The following is a 21,534-nucleotide window of genomic DNA, read 5'->3' on the forward strand; positions in this document are numbered from 1 at the left end:
CAACCTGAGAAACTCATGTTCCACTCGGATCAGGGCAGCCAATATGCCAGCCGAGTGTTCCGGCAGCGGTTATGGCGCTATCGAATGCAGCAAAGCATGAGCCGGCGGGGCAACTGTTGGGACAATGCGCCAATGGAAAGGCTGTTCCGCAGCCTCAAATCAGAGTGGGTGCCTACGATGGGCTACCGCAACTTGCCCGAAGCAAAGAAAGATATCGGTGACTATCTGATGGGTTACTACAATTACCACAGGCCTCACAGCTACAACGGCGGGATCGCCCCTGCGGTGGCCGAAGAAAAACCTAAATCACTGTCCGGTATTAGTTGACCACTACAAAGTTTTGCCCGTCTTCGAGGAACAGGGGGATGATGGCATTCTGCAATATCAATTCCCGGACACCCACAAGGGCGGCAGATGGAGAACCACCAAGCCACGGCATGAAATAGCGGCAATGAAGGAGTTTGTGGACCAAAAGAACAAGAATCTTAGAAAGCTGTGCAAGATGGGAAGAGCATGGAAGAACAAGCACGGCGTTTATATGGGTGGGTTACTGATTGACACGCTGGCTTATAACTTTCTGAAGTCCACCGACACATATGACAACAAGGGTGAAGCCTCTTACGGCGAGCTTTGCCGCGACTTCTTCGAGTTCTTAATGAATCAGCCCAACCAGGACCATTACCAGGCGCTTGGAAGCAACCAGGATGTGAAGGTAAGAAAGAAGTTCCAACGTAAAGCCAGAAAGGCCTACAAACTCACATTGAAGGCCATAGAATCTGGCACTGAGAACATCGCCAATCAGAAATGGAAGAAAGTTTTTGGGCGTCCTTTCCCTGCTGCAATCCAAGATAATGCACTAAAATCTTCTCATACCTGGCGGAATACCGAGCAATTTATCGAAGATGAACATTCCATAGACATTCGTTATGGCATAGACATGGACTGTGATGTTATCAAACAGGATGGATTTAGAGCCGGAGCGTTGAGAGCAATGCTAACCACGGGCATTCGGATCACTCCCAAAAGAAGGCTCAAGTTCACAGTTACCTCATGCGACGTTCCACCCCCGTATACTCTGAAATGGAAAGTCCTGAATAGAGGAGAAGAAGCGCAACGGCGCGATTGTATTCGCGGCCAGATATTTGTCGATACTGGAACCAAGTCCAATAACGAGACAGCAGACTTCAAAGGCGAACACGTTGTGGAGTGCTACGCTATTAAGAACAATGTTGTTGTCGCGAAGTCACGAATTTCCGTGCCCATAGAATAACAAGGACTCATCTAATGGATATAAATTTATCTATAAGGGATAGGGCTGGTAAGACTTTCACACTGAAAACCTCGGAAGAAGCGCGTTCCTTACTAGAGGCGGAAGTACAATATTGGTCCGAGGCAAAAGCAAAGCTTGGGAAGAATCTTACAGGAGCACTTCCATCAATCCCCCAGAACATCAAGGCCTTTCTGGATCAACTTAAATTCTTTGAGGAAGCAGAGTCTTCGGACCCCAAACCCTCAAACATCAATCAGGTGAATCAGAAATTCCAGCAATCAAAGCAGCAATTCACGAACTGGGCCACTCAGAACTGGATATATCGCGGAAATGCTTTCACAGAAGCCATGCTCGCTGCCTTCGAGTACTCACAGGAATCAGGCAATGCTTTCTTGGACGCCATAATCAATAACCGAGCCCACCTACATGGGAATCCGCCATCACTGAATACCTTTACAGGCATATTGATGGCCTATGAGTATTACTTTCAAGACCGCTCACATCTTGTTAAGCGCCGTAACGCAGAGAAAAAATCATTCACAACTCTTAGGAATGACCTTGAAGATGAGCGCAACAGGCTGGTATCCGAGATAGTGGAATTTCGGAACGAGATCGATTCCTGGAAAGATGGAACGCAGGAAGACTTCAAGGGCTGGTTTGGTCGGATACAGAAGCAGACCGCAGAATGGTTTACCCATCACAAAGAGCGGTCGGACGAGGCCATTGACGATCATTCAGCGCTCTTTAATAAAATGGCAGATCATGCGGTCAGTCGTGTTCAGGAGCTTGAAGAGCTTTATCGGGAAAAGCTGCGTCTGGCCGCGCCTGCCACTTACTGGGCAAATCGCGCCAGGAACCTGAATTTTCAAGGGTTACTGTGGGCCTGCCTCCTGATCGTAACCTCTGTTGCAACTATCGCGGGAGCTGGCTGTTTCTTCTGGGGTTGGCTACATAAAGAGCCTGTGCCATTTGGCTTGCAGAGCTTGCAAGGTGTCGCTTTATTTGGCGCTACTGCCGCCGCTGCTGTGTTCCTGATCAGAATGTTGTCAAAACTGACTTTCAGCGCCTTCCATCTACAACGTGATGCCGAAGAGCGGGAACAGCTCACCCACCTGTATTTGGCCTTGATTCATGAAGGCGCCCTGGATACTGATTCACGGGATATTGTGCTCCAGGCCCTGTTCAGCCGCGCCGATTCTGGCCTGCTTGGCGGTGACCACGGGCCCACCATGCCTAGTCCGGCAGACATCATTGCTGGCGTTTCCCGGGTAAAAAGCTGATGTTTTTCAACCGGTTAATCACATATTTCTCTCAGCAGTGCCGTCAACCGTCGGTTGACAACATGCATCTGATGCCGGGCTATTTCTGGCACAACCCCCCCCTCACAGGGTCATTCAGTTGGCTGCTGCCCGGGGCGAGAAAACCGCTCAAAAGGCGGTTTTCTCATGTCTGGCCTGCCGGTTATTGTCCGGGCACCCGCTTCAGCTGGCTAACTCCAGGCTCGAGTTCCGCATTGCAACGCCGCAAGCCGGCAAGTTATAATCGCACCAACACAACCGCCACGCTTAGTGCCTGCAAGGGTAACGCGCAACCTTGGCGGTTTTTTTATGCCTGCTTACAACGCATTGTCTTCGGAGGCAGGCATGCCTGAACAGTACAAAAAACCTGCGCTTACCTTTGAGCAGCAACTGTCTCACCTGCAAAACCGTGGCTTGGTGATTAACGATCAGGCTGATGCCTTGCTAAAGTTGTCTGCCATCAGTTACTACCGCCTCAGTGGTTATTGGTTTCCTTTCCGTTTACGGGATAAGAACGGCCAGCCAGAAAATCATTTTATTGCCGGGACAGGTTTCGATCAGGTACTGGAGCTATATGAATTTGACAGGCATTTGCGCGCTCTAGTGATGGACGCCATTGAACGGGTCGAAGTGGCTGTTCGTACGCGCATCACCTACCACATGGGGCATACTTACGGCGCTTTTGGCCACACAGTCGCCGCCAATTTCCATCCGAAATTTGATCATTTTAATTGGCTAAAAAAACTGGAAATGGAAGCCAGCCGATCCTCCGATCAGTTTGTTCGCCATTACAAAGAAAGATACAACGGCTTTCCAACATTACCCGTATGGATGCTGACTGAAGTCATGAGCTTTGGTGCTTTATCCTTCTTTTACAAAGGATTGAAAAATCCCGATAAAAGAGCTGTAGCGGCCTACTTTAACCTGCACCCAAAACGCTTGGGAGACTGGCTGCATACTCTGACATATGTCCGTAATGTCTGTGCGCACCATAGTCGTCTCTGGAATCGGGAGCTGGCCATTCGGCCCGATAAAGCAAAGGAGCCAGAGTGGCAGCCCCCTGTAACCCCACGGAATGACAGGCCTTTCTATATCCTGCTGATGCTGCGTTATTTATTGCGACAATCGGGCAATGGCGATGAGTGGGCAGTACAAATAGATAGGCTGCTGACACCTATTACACAAACCAATACATACCGTCTTGCCATGGGCATACCGGAAGATTGGAAGGATCACCCCCTGTGGAAATAAAACCGAATATTAAATTCCAGGAAGAATACAGTGCCAAACTCCCAGCACTGACGCTGCTTACTAACCTGGGCTGGTCTTTTATTTCTCCTGAGAAAGCCCTGGCGGCCCGTGACGGCAAGGCCGATGAGGTAGTGCTGCGCAAGGAACTACGTGCCGAGCTACAGAAACGCACTTTCACCTTTTCAGGAAAACGCTATCCGCTATCGGAAAAATCCATCGACAACCTGATTGCCGAGGTATGCAGCCCGGCCTTGAACGAAGGGCTTCTCACTGCCAATGAACGCCTCTACAACCATCTTCTGTACGGCATATCCGTTACTGAATTTGTTGATGGCAAGAAAGCCAGCCCGACCATAGCCCTTATTGACTGGCACGACCCTGCCAACAACAGCTTCGTGGTTACTGAGGAATTTACTGTTACCCGGTCTGGTGGCGTGGAATCACGCCGTCCGGATATCGTCTGTTTTGTGAATGGTATTCCGCTTGTGGTGATTGAAGCCAAGCGCCCGGACGGGAGCTCGAAGAAAGGGCCAACCATTGACGAGGGTATCTCGCAAAGCCTGCGCAATCAGCGGCACGACGAAATCCCTTTGCTGTTTGCCTACAGCCAGATGCTGCTTTCCATTAACGGCAACGAAGGCCGCTATGGCACCTGCCACACCCCGGCCAAATTCTGGTCGGCCTGGCGAGAGGAAGATATTACTGATGCCGATATGGCTGCTATCAAGAACAGGGTTCTGTCGAGTGAGCAGCTTGCGAGCTTGTTTAACCATCGCCCTGCAGCCGACCTGGAGTGGTATCAAAACCTGATCGCCGGGGGCGAGTTGGCGGTAACCGGCCAGGATCAACTGCTGATTAGCCTACTCAGCCCTGCTCGCCTGCTGGAGATGACCCGGTTTTTTACCCTTTTCGATAAGAAGGCCGGCAAGATCGTAGCTCGCTACCAACAGGTTTTCGGCATCAAGCGGCTGATCGAGCGCATCAATACCCGTACCCCTGGAGGAGGCCGTGAGGGCGGTGTTATCTGGCACACCACAGGTTCGGGAAAGTCGTTCACGATGGTCTTTCTAAGCAAGGCACTGATTCTGCACGATAGCCTGAAGCAGTGCCGCATTGTGGTTGTCACTGATCGGGTGGATCTGGAGACGCAGCTCAGCAAAACCTTCGCCTCGGGTGGCGAGCTGGCGGGCAAGAAAGACAAGAGCGCAGCGATGGCCACCTCTGGCAAGCGCTTGGCAGAGCAGATTGGCAAGGGCACTGAGCGAATCATCTTTTCACTGATCCAGAAGTTCAACACCGCCACCAAGCTCCCTGAGTGCGTCAATCTTAGCGCGGATATTATCGTGCTGATCGATGAAGGGCATCGCAGCCAGGGCGGTGAAAACCATATCCGTATGAAGCAAGCCCTGCCTAATGCCTCTTTTGTGGCCTTTACCGGCACGCCCCTGCTCAAGGATGACAAGACCACCAATAAGTTCGGCCCCATCGTGCACGCCTACACAATGCAGCGCGCCGTGGAAGACAAAACTGTTACGCCGCTGCTGTATGAAGAGCGCATTCCTGACCTTGATGTGAATGAGCGCGCCATAGATAGCTGGTTTGAACGCATCACCGAGGGGCTATCAGATGAACAGAAAGCCGACCTGAAAAGAAAATTTGCCCGCAAAGGTCAGGTGTATGGTGCTGACGATCGAATCCGGATGATTGCATTGGATATTGCCAACCACTTCGTCAAAAACATTGATGAGGGCCTGAAGGGGCAACTCGCCTGCGATAGCAAGGCTGCTGCTATCAAGTATAAGCAATACCTGGATGAAGCCGGTTTGTTTGAATCAGCGGTGGTAATGAGCCCACCAGACACACGGGAGGGCAATACGGCTGTCGATGAAGCTGCCACACCGGAGGTCTCCCAGTGGTGGAAGGACAACGTGGGTAGCCAGGATGATCAGGCTTACACCAAGCACCTGGTTGAGCGATTTGAACAGGATGACTCACTCAAGATACTGATCGTGGTGGATAAGCTGCTGACGGGATTCGATGAGCCAAGGAATACCGTGCTCTACATCGACAAGCCACTTAAGGAGCACAATCTGATTCAGGCTATTGCCCGGGTTAACCGGCTACATCCCAAGAAGAAGTTTGGCCTGTTAATCGACTATCGCGGCATTCTTGCTGAGCTGGATACCACTATCCAGAAGTATCAGGATCTGGCCTCGCGCACCCAAGGCGGCTACGACATTAACGATATTGCCGGCCTCTACAGCCAGATGAGCACCGAGTACAAACGCCTGCCACAGCTATACAAGCAACTCTGGGCGATTTTTGACGGCGTCAAGAATAAGAACGACATTGAGCAACTTCGCCAGGTATTGGTACCGAAGATTAAGGAAAACACGTCTTCCAAGGCTGGTGAACAGGGTGAATTGGTAGATGTTAACCTCAAGGTGCGTGAAGACTTCTATGAGGCCTTAACTGCTTTCGCCAGTTGCCTTAAAGTGGCCCTGCAATCAGCAACCTTCTTCGAAGACAAGAGCTTTAGCGATGACGATCGCCGCCATTACAAGGAGACCGTCAAGCAGTTCTCCAGCCTGCGCCAAATGGTGCAACGAGATGCCGGCGAAAAGGTCGACTATGACGAATATGCTGAGCAGGTAAAAAAGCTTCTGGACAAGCATGTCGTCGGCGTAGATGTCAAAGAACCTGGCGGTGTGTATGAAGTCGGCAAGATGGGCCAAAAACCGCAACCGGAAGACTGGAGCGAAGAGAAAACCCGCAATGAAACCGATATCATCAAGACTCGTGTAACCCGAATGATCGAGCAGGACCTTCGAGACGACCCCTACGCACAGGAGGCGTTCTCCAAACTTCTGCGCCAGGCAATTGAAGAAGCCGAGAAACTGTTTGACCACCCCCTTAAGCAATACATGCTGTTCCAGGAGTTTGAAGAACAGGTCCGGGACCGCAAGTTGAGTGATATTCCGGATGCCTTTTCCGGTAATCGCCATGCTCAGGCGTATTTTGGCGTATTCAAGAAACTATTGCCCGAAGCTTTAGCTGTCATGGACCAACAAATCCAAGACAAATGGGTGAAGCTCGCCTTTGATGTCGACCAGTCTGTGGAAGCGTCTGTTGCGGAAAACTCCATTAACCCACAGAACATCGAAGCCGATATTCGCAAGAAGCTTCTTCCTCGCATGTTCCAGGAGTGCAAAGCCATTGGTGGCGGCATGGACCAGGCAAAAAAAATCGTGGAGATGGTAGTGCAGATTACCCGTGTCGGCTTGAGTGGGATGTAAATCTGATGGGAGTTCCGATCAGAACTGCTGGGCAACGCTTGCATTTTTGCTACGGCGACGAGCACATTTCCTTTGAGCGCATCGAGAGGCCGAAAGCCACGGGAAAAGTCCTGATCAAGGTTCATCCTGACTGTCGCGTAATGGCCTTGGTGCCCCACAATACAAGTAACGACGCTGTCCTGATGGCCGTAAAGAAACGAGGGCGCTGGATTTACGAGCAACTGCGCGACTTCCGAAGACAGATGGAACACGCCACGCCACGCAAGTACATCAGTGGTGAAAGCCACTATTACCTTGGCAAACAGTATCTTCTCAAGGTGATTGAGGCACCTAATCGGGCTCCAACCGTCAAACTACTGCGCGGAAAGCTGGAAGTTTCTGTAAGAAGAAAAAGCCCTCAGAAGGTACGTGAACTTCTGGCCGAGTGGTACAAGGCACGCGCCAAGGAAACCTTTTCCAAGCGGTTAGACGCCTTATTGGAGCAGACACTCTGGGTGCCCGGCCGCCCTCCCATTCGCGTTTTGACTATGAAAACTCAATGGGGAAGCTGTTCACCAAATGGCAGGCTCACCCTCAACCCCCATTTGGTTAAGGCACCAAGAGAGTGTATTGATTACGTCATCCTGCACGAGCTTTGCCATATCGCCGAACACAACCACAGCGAGAGGTTTTATCGGCTCATGGCACAGGTAATGCCAACGTGGGAAGCCACCAAGGAGCGATTGGACGGCATGGCCAGCCGGATATTGGACTTGTAACGGCTAACGACGCGCCGGCACACACCAAGTGGAAGAAGAGGGCTATCATGAGCATGCCGATAACGAAGGGGGCGGCATTACAGAATCTCCTTTCCCACAAGGGGATCATTCCCCCTTGTAATAGACAGCTTGATCGACTGATCACATACTGTCCGCTCCTGGGTACTTGTCAGAAGAGCCAAAGCCATGAAACCAGAGGTAGAACGCCCAAAAAACAGCGATGCGGTGAGAAAGCCTCCTCGCAAGGAGAACCCTCCTTTCTCGGAGATCGATTTGCTGAAAAATCTCGACGCGCATGGTGCTCATGCTGATGAGCTCGCCCTGCCTTCAGCTTCTGAGATGGGGGAGTGATGGTGAACCCATCAAGACACGGTGAGGTTGTTATGCACAACCATCCGCACCCAGGAGAAGTCCTGAAAGAAATGGTGATGGCACCCTTGGGTCTATCCGTAACCGAGGCCTCAAGCCGTTTCTCAATATCTCGTGCCGATATGCTGAGCGTGTTAAACGGCAAGGCAGGCATCAGCTCTGATCTGGCTGAACAGCTTGAATTGGCAGGGGCCGGCACTGCGCGTGCATGGCTTGCTTTGCAAGCCAACTATGACTTGTGGGCGTCCCAGCAAGACAGGAAATAGCCTGTTCACCGGTACCGGTAGACCCCGCTACCAGATCGTTTCGCATACGAAACCGCCTGGATTTCACAATAAAAAAGCCTGGCTATAAAGCTAGTCTTTGACCACTTCATAGTTAGTTAGATCAGGCAGGAAAGAAGCGGAGGACCCACATACGTCGCATAGAACCTTAACGACAGACTCCACTTCCACCATGGCAGAGATTTTCATTTCCGCCTCCAAGCTTATATGAATGGGCAGTGTTACTGTTCCGAAAGAAGCTCGCTCGGGGAAACACCAAGCGCGTTGCTGATTTGATGAATTTTCAGCAGGGTGATGTTCTTCTCGCCACGTTCAATATGGCCCATATAACTACGATCAAGGCCAGCCTGACTCGCAAGTTCTTCCTGGGACAGCCCTCTCTCCTTACGCAAGGCCCTAACCTTTGAGCCAAACGCCTGTAGACGAGCATCTTGCATGAAAGTCTCACCTTAAAAGTGAGGACTATCATTTTTTGATGCCTATTCATCCACGGACTATAATGCTCATTTTCATGTTAAGGGAACTATGCACATCCAAAGAAATTCATCCTGCCCATGTGGGAGCGGAAAAAAGTTTAAAAAATGCTGTATTAACAGGCAGTTGCCGGCAGATTCCATCTACCAAGAGGCTTTCTATAACGTCATCAATCAAGCACTTCCATACCCGATCGGCTCGCCAGCCGAAAATTCCGTCGAATTCCAGAGGCTTGAGGACTGGGCGAATTCCTATCTATCCCAAATAAACCAAGACCATCCGTTATATTCTGTCCTCTCAGACCACTTGTGTACGCACCAGCAAATTATTGACCTCGCCAAAAGCCTGCAAATCTGGGATTACATATCAGTGGCAGAGCCTCTCTTTGACGCCTGGCTGTCAGCGCAAAATGAGTAATTTTGGATTTGACCTATCAGGAAGGCCTTTCATGTCCATATCTCTTCATATGTACATATACGATTAGGGCCAGCTATATAACCCGTACGTCCGGGCCTTCCAGGGTATGTTCATAGTAAGGCGCGTTTTCCGGCACCATCACATTCAGATGCCGCTCCAGATCGCCGCGCACATCCGGGTCGGCATTTTCGTTGATGGTCAGCGAGGCGGAGGTGTGCTGGATAAAAAGATGCAGCAAGCCCACCTTCACCTCTGCCAGCTCCGGCAAGCCTTGCAGCACCTCACGGGTCACCAGGTGACAACCACGGCGTTGTGCCGCCAGCGTCAACGTTTTCTGAAACCACATCTTCGTCCCCTTTGGACCTTGGCCCCGGCTGCGGGAAGCGGCAGACTCGAAGGTCTGCGTTTTCATCGCACAGCATTCAAGGGGCATGCATGAAACTGAATGGCCAGACCATTGTACTCACCGGCGCTTCCAGTGGCATCGGCGCCGAGGCGGCAAAAATCATGGCGCGCCGGGGCGCCACCCTGTGCCTGGTGGCACGCCGGGAAGAACAGCTGCGTGAGGTTCAGGAAGTCATCGAAACAGAGGGTGGCTGCGCCTTTATCTACCCCTGCGACTTGAGCGACAACGCGGCCATCGAGGCCTGCGCCGCACGGATTCTCGCCGAGCAACCGCGTATCGATGCGCTGGTGAACAACGCGGCCCATTCCATCCGTCGCCCCATCGAGCAGTCCCTGGATCGCCTGCACGATTACCAGCGCACCGTACAGCTCAACTACATCGGCGCTGTGGCCATGACCCTGAAGCTGCTGCCGCGGTTTCTCGACCAGGGCCATGGTCATGTGGTGAATATTTCCAGCCTCTCCACCCAGGTGCCCATCCCTCTTTTTTCTGCCTACCTGGCCAGCAAGAGCGCCCTGGAATCCTTCACCCGCTCTCTGCAGGCAGAGATGGGCCATCAGGGCATCAGCACCACGGTGGTGTACTTCCCCATGGTGCGCACGCCCATGTCATCGCGTACCGCCATCTACAAATACATGCCGATGATGCACGTGAAAAAAGCCGCCGGCTGGATCGTGGAAGCCTGCGAGAAACGCCCGGCGCGCATCGCCCGCCCCATGGGCAAACTGGGCAGCGTGCTACTCGCCGCCCTTCCCGGCCCGGCCACCAAACTGCCGCAACCGTTGTTCCGGGGCATGGACAAACTGCTGGCCAGCCAGCTGAAGAAGAAAGGTTGACCCAACCCCGGCCGTAGGAGCGTCGCTCGCGGCGCGATTCCAAGCCAGGACAAAAGCACGCTCAACACAAAGCCCCTTCTTGCCCTCTGTAGCCTTGTGGAAAATCGATTTTTCTGGGGTTGGGTTATCGCGCCGCGAGCGACACTCCTACGGAGAGGCGTTAACCACATTGATCGCACTGCCCGCCTGCCACTGGCGGATATTTTCCACCACCCCGTCCAGCAAGCGTTGTCGACACTCTCTCGTGCCCCAGGCGTTGTGCGGGGTGATAATCAGATTGGGAATATCCGCCGCCAGCAACGGATGATCCACCGGCGGTGGTTCGCTGCTGAGCACGTCCAGGCCGGCGCCGCCCAGGTGGCCAGAACGCAGGGCATCGGCCAGCGCCGGTTCATCAATCAGGCCACCCCGGGCGGTGTTGATCAGAAAGGCGCCGGGCTTCATTTGCGCGATAAAGGACGCATTCACCAGCTTGTCGGTCTGCGCCGTCAGCGGGCAATGCAGGCTGAGCACATCCGCCTGCGGCAGCAACTCCGCCAACGCCACCCGCCCGGACTGGCCACCATGGCGCCGGAAGGATTCCGCCACCAATACCTGCATGCCAAGCGCCTCGGCCAGCCGGGCCACTTCCCGGCCCAGATCCCCGTGGCCGATCAGCCCCAGGGTCTTGCCGGCCAGCTCCATGATCGGGTGATTCAGCAGACAGAACTGGGCCGCCCGGCTCCAGGCACCGGCCTTCACATCCCGGTCGTACTGATGCCAGCGGGTGGCCAGTGACAGCATCAACGTCAAGGTGTGCTGGGCCACCGAGGCCCGCGCATAACCGCTCACATTGCACACGGTAATGCCCCGCTCCCGGGCAGCCTCCAGGTCCACATTATTGGTACCGGTGGCACAAATGCAGATAAGCTTGAGGGACGGGCAGGCTTTCAGGATCGCCGCATCCAGCACCACCTTGTTGGTGATGACCACCTGGGCATCCTGCAACCGCGCCACCCGCTCCTCCGGACGGGTCAGCGGATGGAAGGTCCAGGGCATCAACGCCTCCAGGGCGGCGAAGTCCATCTCGTCGGGGTTGAGGGTATCGGTGTCGAGAAAAACGCCCTGCATGTTCGGTCACCTTTATCGGGGAAGAAGGGAGGTGTTCCATGCTAACGGATTTGCTGGAGAAGATGGGCTTCACCCTGCCACAGCATGACTGGCAGAAACCGGTGGTGGGCGTCAGTGCCTGCCTGCTCGGCCAGAAGGTTCGCTACGACGGCGACCACAAGCACAACGCCATCCTGGTTCACCAGCTCGGTCCGCTTCTGCGTTTTCGCGATACCTGTCCGGAAGTGGCCATTGGCCTGCCGGTCCCGCGCCCGCCCATTCAGGTAGTGCAGGTGGATGACACCCTTCGCGTGAAGGGCGTGGACAATCCGCAGCAGGATGTCACCGACGCCCTGGAAGACGTGGCCTCCCGGTTCGGGGAACCGCTCAGCGGGTTTGTCCTGAAAGCCCGCTCCCCCAGTTGCGGCCACCTGAGCACCCCGGTGCACAACACCACAGGCCAGCAGATCGGCATGGCCTCCGGCGCCTTCGCCCGCAAGCTCCACGAATTATTTCCGCGCATTCCCCTGGCCAACGACAGCGACCTGGAAAAGCCCGCGTTTCTGCAGAGTTTTCTGCTACAGGTATATTGCTACCACCAGTGGCACCACAACGATCACCAGGGCCAGTGGCTCAATGCCATGCAGGCGCAAAGCGAACAACTGGACGAACCACTGCACAGCGGGCTGCGCCACTATCTCGATAAACTCGGGCAGGCGATGCATTGAGCGCTCTTCTCCCCTCCCCGCCACAACCGTTGGAGCCTTGCTCGCAAGGCGAAGGTTTTCGTTTCATCGGGCCTTCGCCTTGCGAGCAAGGCTCCAACAACAAGAGGGAGCTCACGCTTCAGAAAATCAGCGTCAGCCCACCGGTGACAACGGCAAACAGGATGGACAACCCGATCAGGGTCTTCCAGGGGAATGGTGGCGGGGGCGGCTCCACTTCGAGCTGCTTTTCCAGGTAATTCTTCAGCAGCTTGGTGTTGCGGGTATTGGCCTTGTAGATGGCATCGAAGGCATCGCCCACCACCGGCAACAGCCCGCCAAGAAAGTCGATGCCGATATTGCGCAGCATACGCAACTTCACACTCTTGCTGGCCCCGGCCCGCTGCGCTTCGATCAGCACATAGCTGGATAACACCAAGCCGGCCGCATCACCCACCAGCGGCACCAGGCCGATAATGGCCTCGGCACCGATCTGAAATTTGGTAAAGGGAATGCCGATGCTGCTGTCGGTAAAACGGCTGAACTTTTCCAGCCGCTCCAGGGTTGCCCGTTGCTGGGCTTCTGTCCTTGCTGCCATTACATCTCCACAAACAGGTGGCCGTCTTCTTCCGTGACCGGCCAGGTCTCCAGGGCTTTCTCGCCCCGCACCACATTCAACAACTGCACACCGGGGGGAAAGTTGGCCCACTCGGTGACTTCGCCGGTACGGATATCAAACCGCGCCCGGTGCAGCGGACACTGAACACACTTGTCCTCGACGATCTTGCCCTTGCCCAGGGACGCAAACATATGGGTACAACGGGCCTGAGTGGCATAAAAACCATCACTCAGGTGATACACCACCAGTTTTTTACCACCGGCTTCCATCGCACGGCTTTTCCCTTGCGGGAGGTCCTGGCTGGCACAGAGTTCATAACGCATGTTGCTCTCCTTGCTGGCTTGGAAAAATCAGTTGTGAGTGACGAGCCCCTGTAGGAGCACCTCTCGAGGTGCGAACCTTGCGCAGCAAGGAAATCGCCCGCAGGGCGATCAGGCATTACAGCGCTCGACAGGCTTCATTCATAGCATTGCGGAATCCCGGAAATCTCTGTCGCCTCGCTACGCTCGGTTCGCGCCTCGAGAGGCGTTATTCGCTACGCTCACCCTTCGGGCCGCACGGAAATACGTGCGTTACTCCGCTACGCTCCGTTCCTACAGCGGCTTCGTGGAAAACGCCTTTTAAGATTGGCGCCTATCACTCCAGATAGGTATACCCGGCCAGGCCTTCGCGTACCAGCCCGATAAAGGTTTCCTGCTCGCCGTCGCTCAAATGCGCCTGGCGACAATGTTGCTCCAGGGCTCCCAACAACTTGTCGGTATCGTAGTTCACGTAGCGCAGCACGGAGCTCACCGTGTCGCCCTGAATGGCATGGCTCAGGGTGATGGCGCCATCGGCTTCCACGTCCACATCCACGGAATCCGTGTCGCCGAACAGGTTGTGCATGTCGCCGAGGATTTCCTGGTAAGCACCCACCATGAAAATCCCCAGGTGGCCGTTGAGTTGTTCCGGCAGTGGCAAGGTGGCTTCCACGCCTTCGCCATCCACGAACTGGTCGATGCGGCCATCGGAATCGCAGGTAATGTCCTGGATCACCGCCCGGCGGGTGGCCGGCTTGTCCAGGCCGGACAGTGGCAACACCGGGAAGACCTGATTGATCCCCCACACATCCGGCACCGACTGGAACACGGAAAAATTCACGAACAACTTGTCCGCCAGGGTTTCGTTGAGGCTGTCGAGCAACTCGCGCTGCTGCTTGCGCAGCGGGTTCAACCGGCCGCGCAGGGCCAGCAGGCAGTTGATATACAGCTGCTCGCCCCGGGCGCGGGTGCCCAGGCCCAGGTCGCCGGCAATATAGCGCTGGTGAATGTCCTGCCAGGCACCGGTCACTTCCGAGAAACGCTCGATCAGATTGCCCGGCTCGCCGGCCAGCAACCCTTGCAGCTCCCACAACTGATGCAGCTCGGCCACGTCGTCGTCCGCCGGCGCCTCCACCGTCACCGGGGCCATCTGCTCCTGGTCGGTGATATTCACCAGCAACACCGCGTGGTGGGCGGTCAGCGCCCGGCCGGATTCGGAGATGATGTTGGGCTCCGGCAGGCCGTGCTGGGCGCACTGCTGCTGCAAGGTCTGCACGATATGGCGGGCATAGTCACCCACCCCGTAGTTCATGGAGCAATAGGAACGGGAGTGAGTGCCTTCATAGTCCACCCCCAGGCCACCGCCCACATCCACGGTTTCCACCGCCGCGCCCAGAGCGCGCATCTCGGTGTAGTAACGGGCCGCTTCGCGCATGCCCGCCTTGATGTCCTGGATATTAGCCACCTGGGAGCCCAGGTGGAAATGCAGCAGCTTCACGCAGTCCAGTCGCCCGGCGGCACGGCAATGCTCGATGGCCGCCATCAGCTGCGGCGCACTCAGGCCGAACTTGGACTTCTCGCCCCCGGTGTTCTGCCAGTTGCCCTTGCTGATGCTCATCAGCCGCACCCGCAGGCCGATGCGCGGCGATACGCCCAGCTCATCCGCCAGCGACAGCAGCGCCGGCAGCTCGGACATCTTCTCCACCACGATATGCACGTGAAAGCCCAACTTCTCGCCCATCAGCGCCAGACGCAGGTATTCCGCGTCCTTGTAGCCGTTGCAGACGATGGTATCGCCCGGGTTGGACAGGGCCAGCACGGCCAGCAGCTCCGGCTTGGAACCTGCCTCCAGGCCAATGCGCTCGCCGTCTTCGCGGGCGCGCAGAATCTCGTGCACCACCCGGCGCTGCTGGTTCACCTTGATCGGATACACCGGCGTATAGCCGCCCTGATAGTCGTTGCCCTCAATGGCCTCCCGGAAGGCCCCGGCCAGCAGCTTGACCCGCTGGCGAAGGATCCCGGAAAAACGCGCCAACACCGGCGCCCGCAACCCGGCCACCCGGCAGCTTTCCAGCACCGCTTCCAGCGTGGCCTGGCCGCCCTGCTCGCCATTGGGCCGCACACACAGCTGGCCCTGGTCGTCGATTCGGAAGTAGCTGTCGCCCCAGCGATCCACGTTATAGATGTCGCTGGCGGGCAAGGGAGATCTGTCGGTCATTACCTGTCCTGAAATAAGGGGTGTTGTCTGGGGGCATTATGCCTGCCGGGGCGCCGCACTCGCACCCCTTTTTCCTGCTTTACATGGGAGACGCAAGCCTTACAATCCGGCCCTGAGAGGCTAGGTTTTTGTGGGAAGTCATGCTTGCATGACGAAGGCAGAAGCTCCACGCCTGTCAGCCCCCACACCACGCCATCAGGAACCACCATGAGCAGCACCAAAGACAACTGGTTTTACGAGCACTTCGACACCGCCGGCACCGCTTTCGGCCTGCGCCTGAAACAAAAGCTGGAAGAAGTGCAGACCGAGTATCAGCACATCGAGATGTGGGAAACCGACACCTTCGGTTACCTGATGACCATCGATGGCGCCACCATGCTCACCACCCGCGACAACTTCCTCTACCACGAGATGATGTCGCACCCGGTGCTGTTCAGCCACGCCAACCCCAAGCGCGTCATCATCATCGGTGGCGGCGACTGCGGCACCCTGCGTGAAGTGCTGCGTCACTCCAGCGTGGAAAAAGCCACCCAGATCGACATCGACGAAATGGTCACCCGCTATTCCGAGAAATACTTCCCGGAACTGTGCGAGTCCAACGGCGACAGCCGCGCCGAGCTGCTGTTCGAAGACGGCGTGCAGTACATGCGCAACTGTGAAGACGGCAGCGTGGACGTGATCATTGTGGATTCCACCGACCCGGTAGGCCCGGCGGAAGGCCTGTTCAAGGCCGACTTCTTCCGCGATTGCCACCGCGTCCTGGCCGATGGCGGCATCATCGTGCAGCAATCCGAATCCCCGCTGCTGCACAGCGATACCATCATCAAGGACCTGCACGCCAACATGCGCGAAGCGGGCTTCACCACCACCCAGACCCTGCCCTTCCCGCAGCCGGTATACCCCAGCGGCTGGTGGAGCTGCACCATGGCCGGCAAGAACACCGACGTGAGCCAATTCCGCGAAGCGGATGCGACCGGTAAAGGGTTTGAGACGAAGTACTACACTGCCGCCCAGCATAAAGGGGCGCTGGTGTTGCCGCCGTTTATGGAGAAGGCGATTAAGGGCTAAGTTGAAAGTTGAAAGTTGAAAGTTGAAAGTTGAAAGTTGAAAGTTGAAAGTTGAAAGTTGAAAGTTGAAAGTTGAAAGTTGAAAAAATAATGCCCTTGTCTTCGATGGAAGCAAGGGCATTTTTTTATGAAGAAATCTTTTGGGAAATGGGAGACCTGACCCTCATCCTCTGACCCTCATCCTCTCCCATTATTCACTATCATCACATTCACTCTGGCAACAGCAGGCACTGTTGTTCTTTTTTCGCTCTGGGAAAACCCCACGCCGGGCTAGTTCCAATTGCGCTCTAAAGTCCTCATTATCCCACTTCTCTTCGACCTTTCTCGACACCCTCTCAATCTCATCAAGGCGGCCATTCTTCGCCAGAATCGCGACCATAGTTTGGATCTCTTCAGAGAAACTTTCATACGCATAGGCTTCCATTTCGCCATCCTTAGCACCCGGAACATCAAAGTTACTTACAACGTCCAGCTGCATCAGCTGCATATCCAGCTCTCTCTCTGAGTCAAGATATTTCCCTACCAGGGTGTACTTCTCAGCATCTATTAATGCCTGACGAGCCAAATTGGAAACCTTCTCCGCCAAACGCCCATCATTTCTGTCTAGCCACTCAAAGAGAGCAATTGTTCGCTCCTCATTGCCGAGAACCTCATTGATAGATTCAAAATCATGAAAGACAGAATAAATATCGCCACCATCTTTGATTTCATCCTCTGCCTTATCAACAAAGTATTCCAAAGCGACTAACGCATCAGGGTACTTAGTGCCCAAACAGCGCCAGTCGCTCAAGGCATATGACAGCCTAACTCCAGATAAAGAAAGCTGGTAATCAAGCGCGTATTGATGAAACCAGATATGTTTTCTCAGAGCCTCCTCGTATTTACCGTCTTTATGGGCCTGCAAGGCTTCATCAAACACCTTATCAGGATCAGAGTAAGCGTCTCTCTCGACCTCCACCCCATCACCACAACCCACCAAAAAAAACAAGAAAAGCAACCCCATTAATAACTTCACTTTACCCCCTGCTTCACTCTGAACAACGACTTATTCTGGAGAACCGACTTACAGCCAAAAGGGGACACGCACAGACTTGGCAAGAAAACCCATCAGTTAACTCACCAACAAAAATTAGCGCCCGTCAGCGAATAGCCATCTCGGATGTAAGAAATTTTCCAATATGTGAGTGTCCCCGATTTTGCCCCTTCAATAAATAACAATAGCGATAACAATCACAGCAAGATGAAGAATAAAAGAAACAACCCTCTCTAGACTTAGCTTACCTTCCCCCGGGATCTGCGATGTCATTAAATACATGGGCCTATCCGTTAAAAAAGATAAGACTTCATTCACTGCAACAAACAAACCAAAAAGAAGAACAAAGAAAATCACAAGGTTATCTTTTTCAACCCAAATAATCGACAACAAAGCGGATATCAAGAATGAAGCCTTGCAACCACAAAATGAGCTTTTATTCATTTCAATCAGGCCTACCAGGTCAGGTATTCCAATTCTCATAACTTTATCGCACTCGATGGGAAATGGGAGATCTGACCCTCACGTACTAAGAATGCCCTTGTCTTCGTTTGGAGCAAGGGCATTTTCGTTTAGATATACCGACCACTAAGAGCTTGAAGAGCACGGGGAAAGACCTAACCCTCATTTACTCTCCCATTATCCATGCACATGGTTTGGTTTTTTTAATCTTGGCATATGACCCTAACGCCATTTCCAGTTGTGTCTTTAATATAAGTGAAGCAGCTCCCCAATATTGTTAATTGGTCGTCAGTAATCAAAGACTTCCTTACCGCAGGTTGGATAATGTTAAAATTAACAACCACATCGCAATGATGGCTTTTTAGCCGCAGCTCATCAATATCATCAATTGTCCCTTTCAAAACACGCTCAAATCCCGATGCAATGCTTTTCTGGTACCTGTATATCATTTGAGAGAATATTTTGTCTGCACTGTGGGCCCATTTTAGCGACCTGACTGCCTGCCCTGCTACGACATCAAGATCTGACACTCTCGCGCCTGGCTTATCCTTTCTGTTCATATATTTACAATGATACAAATCAACAAATATCTTATTGCCACTTTCCTTAATTCCTATCAGGTCTGCAATTTCTCTACTTCCATCATCATTAAAAATGATATCGTAATCATTTTCTATTTTTTTAAATGCGTACCACTGAACAGTGTTTTGATTATTATTTTTCCCCATAGACTCTTTTGAAATATCTATATCACCCCAGTCCCATGTTTGAATCTGTTCAAGTGGGATCTTAGTGTTTATCGAAGCCGGGCTAAAGTATCTGTAGTTTCCATCAATAATCTCTCCTTTATTGGTCATTAAAAACAAAGGATGCTCATTTAAGAAGTCCTCTAGGTGCACGGGGTCCACCCCTTGAGTAATATCAATATCCTTTGCTTTGTATCTAAATCCATCCTCTTCAAGAATCAGGCTAATATAGTGCTCTTCATTATTTGCTGTTATTGATATCTCTATACGCGTATCTTCTATTATTTTTAGATCACTAATTTCAATATCCTCAATAAGATGAGGATTGCTATCTATAATTAGCTTTATCTTTTTTTCTGTCTCGACCTTTATATCATTAGGCCAATCCCAAAAGGTTATATTTTTCGGCCAGCATGAAGTGATTTTTTCTGCACGCATTGTATTATGGAGTATGCTCTCCATGGTAATATTTTCGTCATTAATTTTTTCTGATACCTTATCGCACCAGTCAATCCAATAGTCTATGCCATCAGCATTCATTTCCCACAGCTTCCCCTTATGGGAGCACCCAATGCTAGTCGGCTTCCCCTCCTCAAAGCCTGTCGAAAAAATATTCGATTTTATCGAAGTACCTTTTTCAATTTCAGATATAACTTCTTTTATATCCGTCCCCACATGCATTGTGAATCTAAGATTTCTTCGCGCTCTATTTAGACCTACATTTTGAATTTTCAATCTATCAATGTTGTACAGTGAACGAAACAGGACCTCCCCTCTAATTCTTTTATAGCCTTTAGTAATTTTTTTTATTAACCTATCTCTTGTTTTTTCATTTCCTGAGCAGTGAACAAAAAGCGTCTCATGCTCATTTTTATAGTAAGCAACAAGAAGGTCCCACGAGGTATTTTTTATTTCTGATGTTTTCGCCCACTCCGGACTTTGTTCGTGCCTTATTGCAGCTATTAATATTTTCTTGTCTTTGCTTATTGATTTATACTCAATATAAGAATCTTTAAAACTTAAATCATTAAAATTATCAGGATCCCAATTTGATATTTTTACTCTATATGCAATCGCGCTTATCTTAGGGTTTGGATTTATCTCAAATATCTCTGAGTTATCATGTGACTCTGAAAACCCCGACATCAGCTCATCTTTCTTTATTTGTCTTTCTATCTTTTCTTTGCTGATATTTTTTACTATTTTCCCCCAATCCGATGATTCTCTATAAAGATTTGATATCTGCTTTTCCGTTTTCTGGTTTGCGATATTTGCGACAAACTTTGAACTACCAAGCTTGCTTTGCGTTCTTGTGAGCCTGCCTATAAATTGAAGTGTTATATTAGGACTTCTGTGCTGATCATGCAGTGCCGCAATTTTCAATTCAGGGAGATCAAACCCTTCCCCAAGCATGTTCACGCAAACAATTATTCTATGCTTTTTTTCTCTTATATCTGCCAATGCTTTTGCTTTTTCTCCAGAATTGCTATGTATTAATATTGGACTTAAATCTGAATATTTTTTGTATATTTCGTATATTGATCCCGCCTTCTTTTGGGTGCTTGCTCTAGCTATTAATATATGATTCTTCCCTTCGCTTAAATCCGACCTCAGAAGACTCACAGCTTTTTCTGCTATTACCTCGTCTGATTTTTCAGGATTGTATTCTCTGACAGAATGAAACTCTATTTCTTGGAAATAACCATCCTTTTGCGCTTCAGACAAAGGATAGTTAAATATTATTTTTCCTCCAATATCCTGCCCATCTTCTCTGAATGGTGTTGCAGTGAACTGAAGGCACGGCTTTCCATTAAATGCTATTTTTATATCTCTCCATGTTCTAGCTGCTGCGTGATGAGCTTCGTCTATTACTAAATGACTAAATATTTTTGTGAACTCCTGCAAAGTTTCTTCGCCAAACAAAGATGTCGTTGCGGGAGTTGTCACAACAATATTTGCCTCTCTTAAGCGGGCAAGTTGATCGACAGATATATTCCCTGTGATCGTTTCAACTATGGGATTTAATATTTTTTCATCTACCGCATTGATATCCCTTAATGTCTTTAGACATTCGAGTTTTTCTTTTGTCTGGGTTCTCAAAGCGTCTGTTGGAACAATTATCAGTGTTCTTTCGAATTTCCCTGCAACAATTATGGCTGCTGTTGTGTCAGTTTTACCTGTTCCCGTTGGCATTACGATCGTTGCTGTTGTTCTAGGGGAGCTTATCAGGTGTGCTAGTGATGAATGGATTGCGGCCAACTGGGGTTTCCTAAAGCCTTTTTTATCGCTCTTTTTTGATGCGGCCATGAAGCGTATACTATTATTTCTCCAAGAGTTAATAACGGTTTCATAATCATTCGTATCTTGAAAGCCCATCAGCCCACCTCTGTTACATTTTTTTAATATCTAATACGTTATTAACTTCCGCGCGCAATTAAGGGCAGGTCTTACCCTGTGCGCCGAGCCAAAGAAGAAAAATAATGGCGGGAGCCAGCCGCAGGCCAGCATAAAGATAAACAGACAGGCATCCCTTCCCCCGATTCGCTTTCGCAGGCCACGCCACCCTGGCTGACCGGTTTTTATTTGTGATCCAGCTCCGAATCTACACAATATCTGCGTATAAGGAAACGCGCAGGGA

General features: G+C 51.9%; 20 protein-coding genes and 1 pseudogene. 12 read left to right on the forward strand and 9 right to left on the reverse strand.

Features of this window, described 5'->3' with window-relative positions:
- The 8 genes from C4S63_RS08410 to C4S63_RS08440 form a co-directional block, all read left to right on the forward strand.
- Window positions 1-327, forward strand: a 327-nt coding sequence (locus C4S63_RS08410) for an integrase core domain-containing protein (protein WP_146063369.1), incomplete at its 5' end; no start/stop codon positions are given.
- Window positions 328-451: 124 nt separating this feature from the next.
- Window positions 452-1,270: a hypothetical protein gene (locus C4S63_RS08415; protein ID WP_103917325.1), complete on the forward strand. Its 819-nt coding sequence runs from the start codon at window positions 452-454 to the stop codon at window positions 1,268-1,270.
- A 14-nt stretch (window positions 1,271-1,284) separates the two neighbouring features.
- Window positions 1,285-2,550 carry a DUF6161 domain-containing protein gene (locus tag C4S63_RS08420; RefSeq protein ID WP_103917326.1) on the forward strand — a complete coding sequence of 422 codons (1,266 nt, stop codon included), beginning with the start codon at window positions 1,285-1,287 and terminating at the stop codon, window positions 2,548-2,550.
- Window positions 2,551-2,913: 363 nt separating this feature from the next.
- The gene (locus C4S63_RS08425; protein WP_103917327.1) at window positions 2,914-3,819 is read left to right on the forward strand and encodes an Abi family protein; all 906 of its coding nucleotides are present in this window, start codon (window positions 2,914-2,916) and stop codon (window positions 3,817-3,819) included.
- A complete protein-coding gene (locus C4S63_RS08430) occupies window positions 3,810-7,115 on the forward strand; it encodes a type I restriction endonuclease subunit R (RefSeq protein WP_234999969.1) in 3,306 nt (1,101 codons plus the stop codon). The genes C4S63_RS08425 and C4S63_RS08430 overlap by 10 nt, the downstream gene beginning before the upstream one ends.
- A 5-nt stretch (window positions 7,116-7,120) precedes the next feature.
- The gene (locus C4S63_RS08435) at window positions 7,121-7,873 is read left to right on the forward strand and encodes a M48 family metallopeptidase (protein WP_103917328.1); all 753 of its coding nucleotides are present in this window, start codon (window positions 7,121-7,123) and stop codon (window positions 7,871-7,873) included.
- 186 nt (window positions 7,874-8,059) lie between these two features.
- Window positions 8,060-8,224 carry a hypothetical protein gene (locus tag C4S63_RS17450; protein WP_200819531.1) on the forward strand — a complete coding sequence of 55 codons (165 nt, stop codon included), beginning with the start codon at window positions 8,060-8,062 and terminating at the stop codon, window positions 8,222-8,224.
- A gap of 32 nt (window positions 8,225-8,256) precedes the next feature.
- Window positions 8,257-8,508 (forward strand): HigA family addiction module antitoxin, encoded by a 252-nt coding sequence (locus C4S63_RS08440; RefSeq protein WP_103917460.1) that lies wholly within the window; start codon window positions 8,257-8,259, stop codon window positions 8,506-8,508.
- A gap of 239 nt (window positions 8,509-8,747) precedes the next feature.
- On the opposite strand, the gene C4S63_RS08445 is transcribed toward C4S63_RS08440, so the two are convergent.
- Window positions 8,748-8,963 (reverse strand): helix-turn-helix domain-containing protein, encoded by a 216-nt coding sequence (locus C4S63_RS08445; protein ID WP_103917329.1) that lies wholly within the window; start codon window positions 8,961-8,963, stop codon window positions 8,748-8,750.
- Between the two features lie 88 nt (window positions 8,964-9,051).
- On the opposite strand from C4S63_RS08445, the gene C4S63_RS17635 reads away from it, so the two are divergent.
- Complete coding sequence (locus C4S63_RS17635) at window positions 9,052-9,417, forward strand: YecA family protein (protein ID WP_103917330.1); 366 nt, start codon at window positions 9,052-9,054, stop codon at window positions 9,415-9,417.
- A gap of 88 nt (window positions 9,418-9,505) precedes the next feature.
- On the opposite strand, the pseudogene C4S63_RS08455 reads toward C4S63_RS17635, so the two are convergent.
- Window positions 9,506-9,763, reverse strand: a pseudogene (locus C4S63_RS08455) (secondary thiamine-phosphate synthase enzyme YjbQ); the annotation flags it as partial.
- 89 nt (window positions 9,764-9,852) lie between these two features.
- Between C4S63_RS08455 and C4S63_RS08460 the strand changes: the two are divergent.
- The gene (locus C4S63_RS08460; protein WP_103917331.1) at window positions 9,853-10,659 is read left to right on the forward strand and encodes an SDR family NAD(P)-dependent oxidoreductase; all 807 of its coding nucleotides are present in this window, start codon (window positions 9,853-9,855) and stop codon (window positions 10,657-10,659) included.
- A 147-nt stretch (window positions 10,660-10,806) separates the two neighbouring features.
- On the opposite strand, the gene C4S63_RS08465 is transcribed toward C4S63_RS08460, so the two are convergent.
- Window positions 10,807-11,769: a 2-hydroxyacid dehydrogenase gene (locus tag C4S63_RS08465; protein ID WP_103917332.1), complete on the reverse strand. Its 963-nt coding sequence runs from the start codon at window positions 11,767-11,769 to the stop codon at window positions 10,807-10,809.
- A gap of 38 nt (window positions 11,770-11,807) precedes the next feature.
- On the opposite strand from C4S63_RS08465, the gene C4S63_RS08470 reads away from it, so the two are divergent.
- Window positions 11,808-12,476, forward strand: a complete 669-nt coding sequence (locus tag C4S63_RS08470) for a DUF523 domain-containing protein (RefSeq protein WP_103917333.1) — start codon at window positions 11,808-11,810, stop codon at window positions 12,474-12,476.
- Between the two features lie 118 nt (window positions 12,477-12,594).
- Here the strand turns inward: C4S63_RS08470 and C4S63_RS08475 are convergent, their stop codons facing one another.
- The 3 genes from C4S63_RS08475 to speA form a co-directional block, all read right to left on the reverse strand.
- Window positions 12,595-13,050 (reverse strand): DUF4112 domain-containing protein, encoded by a 456-nt coding sequence (locus tag C4S63_RS08475; RefSeq protein ID WP_062815567.1) that lies wholly within the window; start codon window positions 13,048-13,050, stop codon window positions 12,595-12,597.
- Window positions 13,050-13,394: a Rieske 2Fe-2S domain-containing protein gene (locus C4S63_RS08480; protein WP_103917334.1), complete on the reverse strand. Its 345-nt coding sequence runs from the start codon at window positions 13,392-13,394 to the stop codon at window positions 13,050-13,052. The genes C4S63_RS08475 and C4S63_RS08480 overlap by 1 nt, the downstream gene beginning before the upstream one ends.
- Window positions 13,395-13,707: 313 nt before the next feature.
- Window positions 13,708-15,588: a biosynthetic arginine decarboxylase gene (speA, locus tag C4S63_RS08485; RefSeq protein WP_103917335.1), complete on the reverse strand. Its 1,881-nt coding sequence runs from the start codon at window positions 15,586-15,588 to the stop codon at window positions 13,708-13,710.
- Window positions 15,589-15,795: 207 nt separating this feature from the next.
- On the opposite strand from speA, the gene speE reads away from it, so the two are divergent.
- The gene (gene speE / locus C4S63_RS08490) at window positions 15,796-16,656 is read left to right on the forward strand and encodes a polyamine aminopropyltransferase (protein ID WP_062815564.1); all 861 of its coding nucleotides are present in this window, start codon (window positions 15,796-15,798) and stop codon (window positions 16,654-16,656) included.
- Between the two features lie 189 nt (window positions 16,657-16,845).
- Here speE and C4S63_RS08495 read toward each other — a convergent pair whose 3' ends face one another.
- From C4S63_RS08495 to C4S63_RS08505, 3 genes are all read right to left on the reverse strand, one after another.
- On the reverse strand, window positions 16,846-17,670 hold the full coding sequence (locus C4S63_RS08495) for a hypothetical protein (RefSeq protein ID WP_146063370.1): 825 nt from the start codon (window positions 17,668-17,670) through the stop codon (window positions 16,846-16,848).
- A gap of 189 nt (window positions 17,671-17,859) precedes the next feature.
- On the reverse strand, window positions 17,860-18,171 hold the full coding sequence (locus C4S63_RS08500; protein ID WP_146063371.1) for a hypothetical protein: 312 nt from the start codon (window positions 18,169-18,171) through the stop codon (window positions 17,860-17,862).
- A 182-nt stretch (window positions 18,172-18,353) separates the two neighbouring features.
- The gene (locus C4S63_RS08505) at window positions 18,354-21,272 is read right to left on the reverse strand and encodes a DEAD/DEAH box helicase (RefSeq protein ID WP_103917338.1); all 2,919 of its coding nucleotides are present in this window, start codon (window positions 21,270-21,272) and stop codon (window positions 18,354-18,356) included.
- Window positions 21,273-21,534 lie beyond the last annotated feature (262 nt).

Source organism: Alcanivorax sp. DSM 26293 (assembly GCF_900107995.1).
Classification (GTDB): domain Bacteria; phylum Pseudomonadota; class Gammaproteobacteria; order Pseudomonadales; family Alcanivoracaceae; genus Alcanivorax.

Coding starts and splice junctions, on each gene's coding strand:
- C4S63_RS08445 (WP_103917329.1), bottom strand. CDS start 8,963: ATGCAAGATGCTCGTCTACAGGCGTTTGGCTCAAAGGTTAGGGCCTTG.
- C4S63_RS08425 (WP_103917327.1), top strand. CDS start 2,914: ATGCCTGAACAGTACAAAAAACCTGCGCTTACCTTTGAGCAGCAACTG.
- C4S63_RS08470 (WP_103917333.1), top strand. CDS start 11,808: ATGCTAACGGATTTGCTGGAGAAGATGGGCTTCACCCTGCCACAGCAT.
- speE (WP_062815564.1), top strand. CDS start 15,796: ATGAGCAGCACCAAAGACAACTGGTTTTACGAGCACTTCGACACCGCC.
- C4S63_RS08475 (WP_062815567.1), bottom strand. CDS start 13,050: ATGGCAGCAAGGACAGAAGCCCAGCAACGGGCAACCCTGGAGCGGCTG.
- C4S63_RS08500 (WP_146063371.1), bottom strand. CDS start 18,171: ATGAGAATTGGAATACCTGACCTGGTAGGCCTGATTGAAATGAATAAA.
- C4S63_RS08465 (WP_103917332.1), bottom strand. CDS start 11,769: ATGCAGGGCGTTTTTCTCGACACCGATACCCTCAACCCCGACGAGATG.
- C4S63_RS08415 (WP_103917325.1), top strand. CDS start 452: ATGAAGGAGTTTGTGGACCAAAAGAACAAGAATCTTAGAAAGCTGTGC.
- C4S63_RS17635 (WP_103917330.1), top strand. CDS start 9,052: ATGCACATCCAAAGAAATTCATCCTGCCCATGTGGGAGCGGAAAAAAG.
- C4S63_RS08420 (WP_103917326.1), top strand. CDS start 1,285: ATGGATATAAATTTATCTATAAGGGATAGGGCTGGTAAGACTTTCACA.
- C4S63_RS08505 (WP_103917338.1), bottom strand. CDS start 21,272: ATGGGCTTTCAAGATACGAATGATTATGAAACCGTTATTAACTCTTGG.
- speA (WP_103917335.1), bottom strand. CDS start 15,588: ATGACCGACAGATCTCCCTTGCCCGCCAGCGACATCTATAACGTGGAT.
- C4S63_RS08460 (WP_103917331.1), top strand. CDS start 9,853: ATGAAACTGAATGGCCAGACCATTGTACTCACCGGCGCTTCCAGTGGC.
- C4S63_RS17450 (WP_200819531.1), top strand. CDS start 8,060: ATGAAACCAGAGGTAGAACGCCCAAAAAACAGCGATGCGGTGAGAAAG.
- C4S63_RS08435 (WP_103917328.1), top strand. CDS start 7,121: ATGGGAGTTCCGATCAGAACTGCTGGGCAACGCTTGCATTTTTGCTAC.
- C4S63_RS08440 (WP_103917460.1), top strand. CDS start 8,257: ATGCACAACCATCCGCACCCAGGAGAAGTCCTGAAAGAAATGGTGATG.
- C4S63_RS08480 (WP_103917334.1), bottom strand. CDS start 13,394: ATGCGTTATGAACTCTGTGCCAGCCAGGACCTCCCGCAAGGGAAAAGC.